This window comes from Pseudoxanthomonas sp. OG2 (assembly GCF_014192765.1).
In the GTDB taxonomy this organism is placed as follows: domain Bacteria; phylum Pseudomonadota; class Gammaproteobacteria; order Xanthomonadales; family Xanthomonadaceae; genus Pseudoxanthomonas_A; species Pseudoxanthomonas_A beigongshangi.
The window spans coordinates 513361-526702 of the sequence record NZ_JACHYM010000002.1; the positions used below are offsets into that span (position 1 = coordinate 513361).

General features: G+C 68.9%; 11 protein-coding genes. 4 read left to right on the top strand and 7 right to left on the bottom strand.

Going from position 1 to position 13342, the window contains the following annotated elements:
• Nucleotides 1-4 precede the first annotated feature (4 nt).
• The 7 genes from FHW78_RS15390 to FHW78_RS15420 all read right to left on the bottom strand — a co-directional run bounded on the left by FHW78_RS15390 (nt 5) and on the right by FHW78_RS15420 (nt 8510).
• Entirely contained in the window at nt 5-1210 is a 1206-nt protein-coding gene (locus FHW78_RS15390; protein WP_183642539.1) for a hypothetical protein, read from the bottom strand.
• A 113-nt stretch (nt 1211-1323) separates the two neighbouring features.
• On the bottom strand, nt 1324-1962 hold the full coding sequence (locus FHW78_RS15395; RefSeq protein WP_183642543.1) for a polysaccharide deacetylase family protein: 639 nt from the start codon (nt 1960-1962) through the stop codon (nt 1324-1326).
• Nucleotides 1963-2071: 109 nt separating this feature from the next.
• Nucleotides 2072-3226, bottom strand: a complete 1155-nt coding sequence (locus FHW78_RS15400) for a glycosyltransferase (protein ID WP_255443314.1) — start codon at nt 3224-3226, stop codon at nt 2072-2074.
• The gene (locus tag FHW78_RS15405; RefSeq protein WP_183642546.1) at nt 3223-4563 is read right to left on the bottom strand and encodes a phenylacetate--CoA ligase family protein; all 1341 of its coding nucleotides are present in this window, start codon (nt 4561-4563) and stop codon (nt 3223-3225) included. Before FHW78_RS15405 ends, FHW78_RS15400 begins: the two co-directional genes overlap by 4 nt.
• The gene (locus FHW78_RS15410; RefSeq protein WP_183642549.1) at nt 4560-6113 is read right to left on the bottom strand and encodes an oligosaccharide flippase family protein; all 1554 of its coding nucleotides are present in this window, start codon (nt 6111-6113) and stop codon (nt 4560-4562) included. The genes FHW78_RS15405 and FHW78_RS15410 overlap by 4 nt, the downstream gene beginning before the upstream one ends.
• The gene (locus FHW78_RS15415) at nt 6110-7405 is read right to left on the bottom strand and encodes an O-antigen ligase family protein (protein ID WP_183642552.1); all 1296 of its coding nucleotides are present in this window, start codon (nt 7403-7405) and stop codon (nt 6110-6112) included. Before FHW78_RS15415 ends, FHW78_RS15410 begins: the two co-directional genes overlap by 4 nt.
• Before the next feature lie 22 nt (nt 7406-7427).
• Nucleotides 7428-8510 (bottom strand): polysaccharide deacetylase family protein, encoded by a 1083-nt coding sequence (locus tag FHW78_RS15420; RefSeq protein WP_255443316.1) that lies wholly within the window; start codon nt 8508-8510, stop codon nt 7428-7430.
• A 168-nt stretch (nt 8511-8678) separates the two neighbouring features.
• Here FHW78_RS15420 and FHW78_RS15425 point away from each other — a divergent pair, with 168 nt between their 5' ends.
• Genes FHW78_RS15425 through FHW78_RS15440 form a run of 4 tightly spaced genes read left to right on the top strand, consistent with a single transcriptional unit; the run spans nt 8679 to nt 13335 of the window.
• Entirely contained in the window at nt 8679-9440 is a 762-nt protein-coding gene (locus tag FHW78_RS15425) for a DnaJ domain-containing protein (RefSeq protein WP_183642554.1), read from the top strand.
• A gap of 25 nt (nt 9441-9465) precedes the next feature.
• Entirely contained in the window at nt 9466-10077 is a 612-nt protein-coding gene (locus tag FHW78_RS15430) for a class I SAM-dependent methyltransferase (RefSeq protein WP_183642557.1), read from the top strand.
• A complete protein-coding gene (locus FHW78_RS15435; protein ID WP_183642560.1) occupies nt 10070-11257 on the top strand; it encodes a glycosyltransferase in 1188 nt (395 codons plus the stop codon). The genes FHW78_RS15430 and FHW78_RS15435 overlap by 8 nt, the downstream gene beginning before the upstream one ends.
• Nucleotides 11258-11274: 17 nt before the next feature.
• Complete coding sequence (locus tag FHW78_RS15440) at nt 11275-13335, top strand: NAD-dependent epimerase/dehydratase family protein (protein ID WP_183642563.1); 2061 nt, start codon at nt 11275-11277, stop codon at nt 13333-13335.
• The last annotated feature ends 7 nt before the right edge of the window (nt 13336-13342 follow it).

Genomic DNA, 13342 nt, shown 5'->3' on the forward strand with positions numbered 1-13342 from the left:
GTGTTCACGCGGCGTCCCGGGCGACCGTGTTGCGACCCGAGCCCGCCCACGACGAACGCGGCGCCGGCAGGACGAAATCGCGGTAGTCGTTGGGATTGCCCTGGCGCCCGGCCTCGGCGGCCTTGGCGATGTTGTAGGCCTCGCGCGCGCTGACGTAGTGCAGCACGTAGCGCTGGCCATCGTTGTAGACCGATTCCAGATGCGCGTGCATGGCATCCACCGGCGCGCCGAGCAGCGTGTCCATGTCCGCTTCCTGGGTGCCGTGGGTGTGGATCTTGATGAACACCCACTCCGGCCGGCCCTCGACGTGCACGCCGGTACGCACCCACGCGTCCACGCGTTCGGCGGTGGGCGGCTGGCCGCCGCGCACGTCGGCATTCTCGATGCGCGGGATCAGGCCCATCCGGCGGTCCCGCCAGTTCAGTCCCAGCGGTCCCTGGATCAGCATCAGGTCGCCGCTGGGCGTACCACCCACCCGCACCAGGGTGCCGTCGTCGTGCGACTTGGGCGCGTGCGGATCGTCGGTGGCGTAGTAGATCGAGTTGATGATCCGGGTCTGGGTATCGCTCGGCGCCGAGGGCATGGTGAAGTCGGCGTAGCAACCCAGCTCGCGCAGCAGGATCAGTTCGTTGTCGATGCCGCACCAGCGGCCGTCGGGACGCGAATTGTCCAGGCACCAGTTGCCGTGGATGAAGCCGAAGCGCAGTTCACCGCTGGCCGGATCGCGCGGCAGCGCGCCGTGCCGCTCGTGCAGGATATGGCAGAAGCGGGTGATGCTCTGGCGGAAATTGGCCTCGGTGTCGTTGTCGTGGTGCAGGTGCACCTCGATTTCGCCGTAACCATCAGCACACAGTTCGGCCAGCTTCTCCAGGTGTTCCGGCGCGTACTCCTCTTCCGGATAGAAGAAGCTGTGCTGCGGCGGGCGCCCGTCCGCGTCGCGGTGGCGCGCGGCCATGTCCCTGTACTCGCGGCACCAGCGATCCACCCGCGTGCGCTGGGTGGCCAGGTCGGCGCCGCGCCACATCGGTTCGAAGTGATCGACGAAGCAGAACATCACGTGGACCGGCCGGCCGGTGACCTGCGGCGGCTTGCGGCGCAGGTAACTGCCGATCCAGATTTCCATGTTGCGGGCGCGCAGCAGGCGCCAGATCGCGAAGGCACCGAGCGCCACGATGGCGGCCAGCACGGCCACTCCTGTCAGAACGTTCAAGCCTTCCCCCTGTCGCTGCCTTCGTCCGGCGTCTGCCGCCATTCCCAACAACGCGGTGCGGGGGGCGAACCGGCCACGGGCTCACGGGCGGTGGGGCTCTCCCGCCAGTGCATTCATTCCGGCGTGGGCAGTGCCCTCAGCGCGAAGCCGGCCGCCTTCCAGCCCGGGATCAGCTCGCGCAGCAGGTCCAGCGACAGTTGGCTGTCATCGTGCATCAGCACGATTTCGCCGGGCCGCATCGGATGGCGTTCGATGACTTCCAGCAGTTCGCCGGCGGACCGCCGGCTGTAGTCCAGGCTGTCGTAGGACCAGTAGAGGATACGGCGGCGCTCGCGGATGCAGCGGGCGATCATCGGCAGCGACAGCACGCCGCGCGGTGGACGGAAGCCATGTCGCTCGCGGCCGTTGATGGCGGTCAGCAGCCGGTCGGTGCGATCGATCTCCTCGAACTGCTGCCGCAGCGACAGCGTTTCGAATCGCGGATGGGAGAACGAATGGTTGCCCAGCGTGTGCCCCTCGGCGGCAATCCGCCGGGCCAGCTCCGGGTGCCGTTCGATCTGCTGGCCGATCAGGAAGAAGCTGGCCCGCGCATCGTGCTCGGCCAACAGGTCCAGCAGCGGCGCGGTGTGCTCGGGATGCGGGCCGTCGTCGAAGGTCAGATAGATCGCGCGGCCGTCAGCCGGGCCAGCGGTCGTCAGCCAGGCATTGGGCATCCATTGCAGGACTTTCAGGCGGCGCGGCCGGGGGTTCATGCGGCGTAGGGTCCGGATTCGGGGGAATAAATGCCGCGGTGCGCGCCCGCGCACGAAGCCGCACGCGGATCATGACGGTTGCGGATGACAATGTGGCGAATCGCGCGCATCAGCCGACCTCCACCTCGGGAGCCAGCTCGCCCAGCGCGCTCGGCTGGCCGGCATACAGGCGTTCGTAACGCAACGCCATGGTCCGGAACGAACCTTCCGCCAGCACCCAGTCCCGGCCGGCACGGCCCATCCGCATCGCGGTCTCCGGCGCTTCCAGCAGGGCCAGCAGCGCCGCCGCCAGCGCGTCGGGATCTCCCGGGGCGATCAGTTTTCCGTTGTGGCCGTCGCGGACGATCTCGCGATTGCCGCCGACGTCGGTGGCCACGATCGGCAGGCCCGCGGCGCAGGCCTCCAGCAACGCGATCGAATAGCCCTCGCTGCGCGAAGGCAGTGCGAACACTTCCATCCCGGTCAGCAGCCGCGGCACATCGCTGCGGTCGCCAAGGAAACGCACGGCATCGCCCAGGGCCAATTCACCGGCCAGGCGTTCAAGCGGGGCACGCAGGGCGCCATCGCCGACGACCGCCAGCACCGCCTGCGGCATCTCCTCACGCAAGCTCGCGAACGCGCGCAACAGTCCCTGCTGCTCCTTGACCGGCTGCAGCCGCCCGACCGTGCCGATGATGCGGCAGTCGGCGGGCCAGCCCAGCTCCGCGGCCAGCGCCGCGCGCCCGGCCGCATCGGCGGCCTGGAAGCGTTCCAGGCGGATGCCGTTGGGCACCGCCAGCAGGCGCTCGCGCGGGCGCACGCCCTGGTCGTCGAAACACCGGCGCGCGGCTTCGCACACGCCGGCGACGTAGTCGGTCAGGCGCATGCTGCGGCGATACAGCCATTCCTTGCGACTGCGCGGATCCACGGCCCCCATGCTGTGGCGGGTGTTGATCACCCGCACCAGCGGCAGGCCCCACGCCGCCAGCACCGCATGGTAGTGCGCGGTGGCGTTGTGGGTATGCAGCACCGCGCCGGGGTGGCGGCGGAGCAGCGCGCGGGCGCGGCGCACCGCCGACCAGTCCAGGCCACGCCGCTTGTGGCAGGCGGTCACTTCCACGCCCTGCGCGGTCAGTTCCGATGCCAACTGGCCGGGTTCGAACAGGCAGATCACCCGGCACTCGTGGCCGGCGTCGCGCTGGGCCGCGACCAGATCGATGACGGTGCGCTCAAGCCCGCCGCGCTCCAGGTTCTCGACGAAGTGGATGACTTCCATACCCTTCATGTCAGTTCAGATACCGTCACGCGTTGTTTGCCGGTCGCGGTCAGCGGAATGTCGTCGGCGAAGCGGAAATCCAGCGCGACCTGCTGGCCGATCACCTTGCGCAGTTCCGCGCCCATCCGTTCGACCACCGACGGATCGAAATCATGATCGCGCACCAGGGTGATCTCGAAGGCGTCCAGGCGCTTCTGCACCACCTGGTAGCGGCGGATGCCGGTGGCGCCCAGGAAAGCGTACACGATGAACTCGCCGGGAATGTAACGGCCGTCCGGCGTGCGCAGGGCGTCCAGCTTGCGGCCATCGACGCTGGCCAGCAGCGGCAACGCGCGTCCGCAGCTGCAGCGCCCCTGCCCCGGTGTCGCCAGGTCGCCGTTGACGTAGCGCAGCAGCGGCATGCCCAGGTTGTGCAGGTCGGTGACGATGATCTCGCGCGGGCCGGCAGCGTCGTCGCCAACGCCCGCGCCCAGTTCCACGTGCAGGTGGTCGACGTTGATGTGCAGCCCTTTGCGGTGCTCGCACTCGGCCGCGATCAGCATGAACTCGCGGCAGCCGTAGGTGTTGTAGGCGGGACAACCGAAAGCCTGCTCAATCAACGCGCGCTGGCTCTCGTGCAGCGTCTCGGCCGCGCCGAGGATGCGCTGGGGCCGATGCACGCGGCGGCCGTTGGCGATCAGCCATTCGGACATCTTCACGATCGGCGCGACATAGGAAACGATGGTCTCGGGGCGGAACCGGTCGATGGCGTCGGCATACTCGGCCATGCGCGCATCGCTCATCTCGAAGGCGCTGAGCATGTAGCGGTTGAAGGCCGCGTGGTACAGGCGATCCTTGCGCTTCTGCGCGCCGACCGGCGTGCCCCACAGGTACAGCGTGCGCTGGCCCAGGCGCGCGCCGGCCCAGCCGTAGCCGCGCCACATGATCGCCATGCGGCGCTCGTAGCTTTCGTGGGTGTAGCCGAACTTCAGCGGTTCGCCGGTGGATCCGCCGGTGGTCTTGTACAGCAGGCCCTCGCGCCGGTTGGTCGCGATAAGCTCTTCGAAGTTGGCACGGATGGTCGGCTTGTCCAGCAACGGCAGGCGGGCGTAATCGTCCTGGTCGCGGATGTCCTCGGGCGAGCGGATGCCCAGCTCGCTCCAGGTCCGCCGGTAGAACGGCACCTGCTCCCAGCAATGGCGCAGCAGTTGCTGCAGCTTGCGCCATTGCAGCGCGCGCAGCGCCTCCTCGTCCAGTGTCTGGCTGCGCTCGTACTCGTCCAGGTAGCGCAATGTCTTGCGTCGGCGCAGGCCGGATTCGTACAGCGGGAACAACACGCGCCGGAACAGCGGTTCGTACAGGCTCATGAGGTGCCCTCCCCCGGCGCGCGCTGGTAGGCCCAGGCCAGGAAACGTGCGCCCAGCCGTGGACGGCCCGCGGCGAAGCGCTGGTGCAGGTGCTGCAGGTGTTCGATATCGCCGCGGCTCCAGCACCCCAGCAGCAGCGTCAACGGTACGTAGGCCAGGACCAGGACCGTTCCACCGGCCAGCACGGAGGCGATCGGCAGCAGGCCGCGCAACGGCCAGGCGAGCAGGCCGGCCAGCGCGGCGGCGAGCAGGATGCGCGCCAGCCGCGCCCATTCCGGCTGCGCGTGACTGACCCGGGTGGCCAGGGTCATGTAGACCGCCGCGTTGACGGTGGCGACGGTGATGTAGGCGACCACCGCGCCCTTCAGCGCGAAATGCGCGATCAGCACCGCGTCCAGGACCACCTTGAGCAGCGCGCAGATGATCACGAGCACCAGGATGCTGCGCTGGCGGTCGGCGCTGACCAGCAGGCTGGAGCCGCCCTGGGTCATCGCGGTCAGGCAGGCCGCCACCAGGCAGACCGCGAACACCGGTCCGGCCGCGTAGTACTCGCGGCCGTACAGCAAATGGATGACGTCGTTGCAGAACACCACGCCGAACGCCGCCAGCGGCGCGGCCAGCAGGACGAGATAGCCGGTGGTGGCGACGAAGCGCTGCGCGGCGATCTCGCGCCCGCGGCTCAATGCATTGGCCATCATCGGCAGCAGCAGCGCCCCGAACACGCCCGGCACCAGCATCGCCGCGCCGATGGCCAACTGGTAGGCGACCTTGAACTGGCCGGCGGCATGGCTGTCGGCGTACATGTTCAGGAACATCACTTCCACTTCGCTGGCCGCCATGAAGCCGACCGATACCGTCAGCGCGGTCCAGCCCATGTGCCGTCGTACCCGCGCCAGCAGCGGGGCCGGCAACTGCACGCCCGGCTGGCGCGCCGGCACCATCGGTGCGATCTGGCGGAACGAGATGCCGAAGAACACGAAGCTGGAAATGACGAACACCGCCAGCAGCCACTCCACCGGCGCATCCAGCCGCCAAGCCAGCAGCACCAGCAGCAGGTTGATCGGCGTGGATACCAGCGCCACCGTCGCGGTGGCGCGGAAATTCTCGAAGCCCTTGGCCACGCCGATGTTGAACATGTACGACGAGCGCAGCGCCACCGCCACCACCAGGAAACCCAGCAGCAACTTGTGGTTCATGCCCGGGGCGATGTGGTCGCCGCCGAAGATGAATACCGCCGCGCCGGCCAGCAGTACCACCAGCAGGAAAATCCGCTGCGCGCGCCGCAGGTAGTCCAGCAGGTACGGCACCATCTCCGTGCGCTCGGTGCCGCGCAGTTCGGCGACGAACTTGATCGCCGCGCTGGCGGTGCCCGAGTTGGTGATCGCCACGCCCATCGCCACCAGCCAGATGACCAGGCTGTAGGTACCGAAACCGTCCGGCCCCAGGTGCCGGGCGATGACGATCGAGGTGAGCATGCCCAGCACGTACTCGGTGTAGGTGCCCACCGAGGAGAACAGGGTGTTGCTGAGGGTGCGCGACCGACTGTTCATGCCATTGCCAGGAGGACCTTGACCACCACGTACAGCCCGATAACGCCGATTACGGCGTAAATCGGCCAGCGCAGCAGGTCCTTGTCCAGGCTGAACGCGGGCAGGCTCGGGTAGACCTCGCGCAGGCGGGTGTAGTGGGCAACCACGATGGCGATCAGCAGGTACAGGATGATCACGTAGCTGCGGCTGAGGAAGAACGCGGCGGTGATGAAGCCGCTCAGCGACATCAGCAGGGTCAGGGTCAGCGCGCGATCCTTGCGCCAGTCCGCCAGCGCCTCATCGTCCGGCACTTCCGGCGGCACGTCGTTGATGATGTCGTCGCCGCGCTGCAGCGGCGCCAGCATCATCCGGAAGCTGTAGCCGACGATCGCCAGCCACAGGGTGAAACCGATGATGCCCATTTCGGCCAGCACCAGCACGAAGGAGTTGTGCGCGGTCAGCTCGTGCAGATCCGAGTAGCCACCGGCGCCGATGCCGAACACCGGGTTGCCGATGAACATCTGGATGCCTTCGTACCAGGAGTCCACCCGGCCCATCGCGGAGGCTTCGGAGACCTCCATGTCCTGCAGGCGCGAGGGCAGCATCATCAGCCCGCCCAGCGCCGCGACCCCGAGCAGGCCGGCGGTGAAGATGCCGCGCTTGCGCCACACGTACACGCCCAGCAGCGCGACCAGCGCCAGCAGGGTGCCACGCGAGTTGGTCAGGTAGCAGCCATAGACCAGCAGGCCGGCCACCGCCAGCCAGAACAGGCGGCGCAGGCCCATCAGGCCGCCCCGCGCGCTCAGGTAGAAGGCCATCGGCAGGCACATCACGAACAACAGGCCCAGGTCGTTGGGATCATTGAAGATGCCCACGTACTGGATGCGGGTGCCCTGCGAAAGTTCCACCCCCGTCCAGCCGATGCCGATGGTGGCCTGTTCCACGCCATGCAGCGCCAGCACGCCCGCGCAGATGGTCAGCACCGCCATCACCGTTTCCAGCCGCTCGCGGGTGTGGGCCGCGTTGGCCAGCAGCACGTAGGCCAGCAGCACCGGCGCGAAGATGAAGAACACGAACAGCGCGCCGCCCGGCCAGCCGTTCACCACCTTGGAAACCATGGCCACGAACAGGAAGCACGGTATCAGCAGGTACTGCGGCGCCGAGAACGACTTGCGCGCGGAGAACACCCACAGGCCGGCGGCCAGCAGCAGCGCAATCGACTGCAGCGGCGGCCCCGGGTTCTCGGCAATGGCCGGATAGTCCTGGGGCCGGATGATCACCAGCGCCAGATACACCAACAAGAAAAAGAACATCAGCCCCTGTCGCTCCGCTCGTTCAACCTGTGCGCAACCTTGATGTGTAGCTGAACACCTCCGGCACCGCCACCATCGCCTCGAACCATTCCCGGTCCATCTGCCGCTCCACCGGCAACCGCGGCACCGAGTACAGCGTGGTGGCCTCGATCGCGCGCGTGCCGGCCACGTAGCTGCAGGCCATCCGGAATCCCGCCGCCCGCACCGCCTCGACCGTGTCGCCGTCGAACGCGTCCGGCCCGCCGACCGGATAGGACAGCACCGCGACCGGGCCGCCCAGTTCGCGCTCCAGCGCCTGCTTGGAACCCTGCACCTCGGCAACCATCCGATCCCGCGGCAGCTTGGCCAGCATCCGGTGGTCCACGCCGTGCGAACCGATTTCCATGCCCGCCGCGCGCATTTCGCGCAACTGGTCCCAGGTCATCGGCCGGCAATGGGGATGTCCCTCCGAGCGCGGCAGGCTCCACTCGCGCTCCAGCCGCGCGATCAGCGCGCCCTGGCCCTCGTCATCCAGCGACTTGAGCCGGTCCAGCAATTCCGAGGCCTGCGCGCGGCGTTCGCCCAGGTCCGGGCCCAGCGCCCAGTCCACACCCAGCTCCGGCGCCTGCAGGCGCGCGGCCGGGGTCGAACACACCATGTGCACCAGCCAGTCATATGCGTAGGGACGGCCGGAATCGATATGGCCGGTCGATACGAAGAACATCGCCGACATGCCCAACTCGCGCAGGATCGGGAAGGCGATCCGGTAGTTGTCGTCGTAGCCGTCGTCGAAGGTCACCAGCACCGCACCGCGGGGAAGCCGCCGGCCCTGGTCCAGGTGATCCAGCACCTGTGCGAAAGTCATCGGCACGAAGTGGCGCTTCAGGTAGGCCATCTGCTGGCGGAACGCATCCGCCGAGGCGCTGATGAGATCGGTGTCGAAACTGAAGTCGGCCGGTTCGGCCGATTCCAGTACCCGGTGATAGGCCAGCACGCGCACCGCGTCGCCCGAGCGCAGCCGCATCCTGCCGAGCAGCGGCAGCACGCCGGCACGGTGGCACCAGCGCGCCAGCAGTTGCCTGCGGCCCGCACGCTCCCTTGCCTGTTTCGATGCTCCCCTGGCCATCATCCATCCGCATCCGGCAACCATGCCCGATGCCCTGAATACGCGGATTGCCGCCGAATCCGGCCACGCCGGCGCCGGTTGGCCGCATCCGCTCCGGTTTGTCGTCTGGCAGGCGAACGCAAGCGCGCTGCGCTAACGTAAACGGGGATTATCAGGGGCGTGTCCTGCATGTCGGACGATACCGACTTCGTCGCGTTGTACAACGAACTGGGGCTGGACGCGGAGTGCAGCATGCAGCTTTTCAAGCATGCCTACCGGCGCCGGGTGATGCAGTTGCATCCGGATCACCAGCGCCACCCCGCCGACGTCGCGCGACTGCAGCGGCTGAACCGCATGTACGCGGCGGCGCTGGAATTCCACCGCGCCCACGGCCGCCTGCCCGGCGCATCGCGGCCGACACCGGTGTCGCCGGACGACGGCGGCGATGCTCCCGTGCTGGTGGACGATTTCCCTCCTGCCCTGGCGCCGGGTCCCGCGCTCGCGTTCGCCGCCGAGCAGGCGCACTGGACCCGCGATTCCGAACCGGCCAACGATGCCGACGAGGAACCCGTGCCCGACCCGGTGACCGGATTTCCGCGTCGTCGCCGTTACTTACTGATATTGGCGCTGCTCGCGCTGGTGCTGTACTGGTGGGGCGCTCAGAAGAGCGCCACGCCCTCGCTGGATCCCGCAGGTCCCGGTGACGCGGTTTCGCCGGGACTGGGCACGCCGGAGATCACCAGCCGGCTTGCCGTCGGCATGGACACCCGGCAGGCCCGGCGCATCCTCGGCGAGCCCGATGGCGAGCACGCGGCCCGCTGGGACTACGGCCCTTCGTGGGTGGAGTTCCGCTGCGGCAGGGTGGCCGGCTGGTACAGCTCGCCACTGCGGCCGCTGCGGGTGGACGAGGCAAGCGCGCATGCGGCGACCGAGGAGGTGCCGCACTGCTGAAGGACGAAGGTTCAGGGGGATTCGAATGTTTGCTGGCACCGCCGGACTGCTGAAGAAGGCGCAGCGACGCCTGTGGATGAAGTACGCGCTGCGCGGCGTCGGCGGCAGCGACAACCATGCGCGGCTGGACATGGCCTATCGCATGGAGGATCCCTGGAACATGGATTCGGCGATGGAGCGGACCCGCTTCGAGGCCACCAACCGGGTGATCGAACAGGCCTTCGGCCGGGTCGGCAGCGTGCTCGAGATCGGTTGCGGCGAAGGCCACCAGACCGAATACCTGGCGCGCCTGAGCGATGAACAGTACGGCCTGGACGTCAGCGCGCACGCGGTGGCGCGCGCGCAGGCGCGGCTGCCGCGCGCGCATTTCGCCGCCGCCGACCTGTTCCACCAGCCCTGGGGCGAACAGCGCCACCGCTTCGATCTGGTCACCGCCTGCGAAGTGCTCTACTACCTGAGCGAGCCCGCCGCCACGATCGCGCGCATGCGTCACCTGGGCCGCAACGGGCTGGTGACATTCTTCGCGCCGGCCTGCGGGCGGATCGGCCCGCACGTGGAAGACATCCCGGGCGTGCGCAAGGACTGGATCCACCATGGCGCCACTGCCTGGCTGATCGCATGGTGGCGCGATGACTGACGCCGATACGACCCTGCAGGGGCTGGGCGTGGTCTATTTCGGCAACGACTGGAACGCGGAAAACCGCACCAGCAGCCACCACATCGCCACCCGCCTGGCCGGCCACATGCCGGTGCTGTACGTGGATTCCCCCGGCATGCGCGCGCCCAATGCGTCCGGACGGGATCTGAAGAAGGCATGGCGCAAGCTGAGCGCGGCGCTGCGCCGCCCCGAACGCATCCGCGAGGGATTCTGGCGCTGCACCGTGCCGCAGTTGCCGTTCCGGCGCTTTCCCGGCGTGGACGCATTCAACCGCCTGTTCGGGCGCTGGGCCGTGCGTCGCGCGCTGCGCGCGGTCGGCATCCAGCGGCGCATCTCCTGGTTCGCCGTTCCGCATCCGGGCTTCCTGGCCGGGCGCCTGGGCGAGGAGTTCTGCGTGTACTACTGCATCGACGACTACGCCGCGCACCCGGGCGTGGATCCGGAATTGATCGGTCGTCGCGACGAAGCCCTGAGCCGCGCCGCCGACCTCCAGTTCGTCGCCCCGCCGGCGCTGCTGGCGCGCAAGCGCGAACTGAATCCGCGCACGGTCTACTCCCCGCACGGCGTGGACGTGGATCTGTTCCGCCGCGCTAGCGAGGCCGGTACCGAACTGCCCGCCGCCGCGCGCGACCTGCCCGGGCCGGTGATTGGCTACATCGGCTCGCTGCACGAATGGATCGACCTGGACCTGATTGCATGGCTGGCGCGCCAGCGCCCGCAGTGGACCTTCCTGCTGGTCGGCCATGCCGCCGCCGACGTGAGCGAACTGCGCGCGCTGCCCAACGTGCGCCTGGCCGGAGCCCAGCCTTACGCCACCCTGCCGCAATGGGCCAAGGCCTTCGACGTGGCGATCATCCCGTACCGGATGAATCGCCAGGTGGCCAACTCCAATCCGCTCAAGCTGCGCGAGTACCTGGCCACCGGCAAGCCGGTGGTGAGCGTGCACAACCCCGAAATCGAGAAGTTCTCGCGCTGGGTGCGCATCGCCCGCGATCGCGAGGAGTACCTGCGCGCGCTGGAAAGCGCGCTGGCCGAGGACACGCCTCAAGCCGCCGCCGAACGCATCGCCGCGGTCGCCGACCAGACCTGGGATCGCCGCGTGGACACGGTGCTCGAGACCCTCGCGCAAGCCCTGCAACGCCAACGCCCCCTTTCCTGATCATGCTCAATACCCCCATGCCCGCTTCCGCTTCCACCCGGCTGCGCGTCGCCATCGTCGGCGCCGGCTATGTCGCCACCCACCACCTGGCCGCGCTCAAGCGCCTGGATTTCGTCGACGTGGTCGGCATTTGCGACAGCCAGCTGCCGGCGGCGCAGGCGCTGGCCCAGCGCTTCGGCGTGGCGCGCGCGGCCGCGCGCCTGGAGGATCTCGTCGACGCGCAGCCGCAGGCGGTGTACGTGCTCACCCCGCCTTCGTCGCACCCGGCCATCGCCCTGGCGGCGCTGGACATGGGCTGCCACGTGCTGGTCGAAAAGCCGATGGCCGACAGCGTGGCCGATTGCGAAGCGATGATCGCCAGCGCCCGCAGCCGCGGCCTGCTGCTGGGCGTGAATCATTCGGACCTGTTCGACCCGGTGCTGATGCAGGCCCTGCAGGCCGTGCGCGACGGCCAAATCGGCGAAGTGGTGTCGGTCGACATCATCCGCAATTCCGAATATCCGCCCTACGCCGGCGGCCCGCTGCCCGGTTCGGTGACCCAGGGTTCCTATCCGTTCCGCGATCTCGGCGTGCACGGCCTGTACACCATCGAGGCGTTCCTCGGCGACATCGAACATGCCGAGGTCGCGTTCCAGGCCCGCGGCGCCGATCCCAACCTGCACTTCGACGAGTGGCAGGCGCAGGTGCGCGCCGCGCGCGGCACCGGCCGGCTGCTGCTGTCCTGGAACGCGCGGCCGATGGAGAACCGCGTGTTCGTGCGCGGCACCCGCGGCACCATCGAGGTCGATCGTTTCCTGCAGACCTGCCGCGTCCACCGCGTGCTGCCCGGCCCGAAGTTCATCGGCATCGTCGCCAACTCTTTCATCAGCGCGTTCAAGGACGTGTTCCGGATTCCCTGGAACGTGGTGCGCTTCGCCACCGGGATGCTCAAGCCCTCTCCCGGCATCCGCCACGGCGCGCAGGCATTCGCGCAGGCCGCGCGCGATGGCGCCGCACCGCCGTTCACCGGCGAGGACGCGCTGCGCATCGCGCGCCTGCTGGAACCGCTGTGCGCCGAACCGGATCGCCAGCGCCTGGCGTTGCTGGAAAGCCGCTACACCGAATTGCCGCCCGTCGATGCGCTGGTCACCGGCGCCGCCGGTTTCCTCGGCCGCCGGCTGGTCGCGCGCCTGCGCGCCGAGGGCCGCAGCGTGCGCGTGCTGGTGCGTCGTCCGGTCGCCGCCTATGCACTGGATCCCGGCGTGCAGTCGGTGATCGGCGACCTGGGCGACCCGCGCATCGTCGACCACGCGGTCAAGGGCGCGGGCGTGGTCTATCACGTCGGCGCGGCCATGCGCGGCGGACCGCGCGATTTCGAGGCCGGCACGGTGTGGGGAACACGCAACGTCGTCGACGCCTGCCTGGCCCATGGCAGCCGCCGCCTGGTCTACGTCAGTTCGATGAGCGTGTTCGATCACGCCGGCCGCGCGCCGACCGCGGTGATGAACGAATCCTCCGCCTATGAACCGCATCCGGAATGGCGCGGCGCCTACACCCAGACCAAGCTGAGCGCCGAGCGCCATGTGCGCGAGGCGATCGAGCGCCAGGGCCTGCCGGCGGTGATCCTGCGGCCCGGCCAGATCTTCGGCCCCGGCGCGGAAAAGGTCACCCCCAACGGCGTCATCGGCCTGGCCGGTCGCTGGGTCGCGGTGGGCAGCGGCGCGCAGACCCTGCCGCTGGTCTACATCGACGACGTGGTGGACGCGCTGGTGCAGGCGGCCGACGCGCCCGGTGCGCCCGGCCGCATCTTCAACATCGTGGACACCTCCGCCGTCACCCAGGAAGCCTACCTGCAGCGCGCGCAGCGCAAGCTGGGCGGCGAACTCAAGCGGCTGCGGGTGCCGGTGGGGATTTTCATGCTGCTGGGCTGGGGCGTGGAACTGCTGGGCAAGCTGCTCAAGCGCGACGTGCCGTTGACCCGCTACCGCGTGCGTTCGCTGCGGCCGCTGGCCAATTTCGACACCACCGCCGCGCGCGAACAGCTGGGCTGGACGCCGCGCGTGGGCGTGGAGCAGGGGCTGGATGCGACGTTCGGTTGACCGCGTC

Bases quoted from the DNA above. Each gene is read 5' to 3' on its own strand.
- FHW78_RS15425 (WP_183642554.1), top strand. From the start codon at position 8,679: ATGTCGGACGATACCGACTTCGTCGCGTTGTACAACGAACTGGGGCTG.
- FHW78_RS15405 (WP_183642546.1), bottom strand. From the start codon at position 4,563: ATGAGCCTGTACGAACCGCTGTTCCGGCGCGTGTTGTTCCCGCTGTAC.
- FHW78_RS15415 (WP_183642552.1), bottom strand. From the start codon at position 7,405: ATGTTCTTTTTCTTGTTGGTGTATCTGGCGCTGGTGATCATCCGGCCC.
- FHW78_RS15395 (WP_183642543.1), bottom strand. From the start codon at position 1,962: ATGAACCCCCGGCCGCGCCGCCTGAAAGTCCTGCAATGGATGCCCAAT.
- FHW78_RS15440 (WP_183642563.1), top strand. From the start codon at position 11,275: ATGCCCGCTTCCGCTTCCACCCGGCTGCGCGTCGCCATCGTCGGCGCC.
- FHW78_RS15430 (WP_183642557.1), top strand. From the start codon at position 9,466: ATGTTTGCTGGCACCGCCGGACTGCTGAAGAAGGCGCAGCGACGCCTG.
- FHW78_RS15435 (WP_183642560.1), top strand. From the start codon at position 10,070: ATGACTGACGCCGATACGACCCTGCAGGGGCTGGGCGTGGTCTATTTC.
- FHW78_RS15410 (WP_183642549.1), bottom strand. From the start codon at position 6,113: ATGAACAGTCGGTCGCGCACCCTCAGCAACACCCTGTTCTCCTCGGTG.
- FHW78_RS15400 (WP_255443314.1), bottom strand. From the start codon at position 3,226: ATGAAGGGTATGGAAGTCATCCACTTCGTCGAGAACCTGGAGCGCGGC.
- FHW78_RS15420 (WP_255443316.1), bottom strand. From the start codon at position 8,510: ATGGCCAGGGGAGCATCGAAACAGGCAAGGGAGCGTGCGGGCCGCAGG.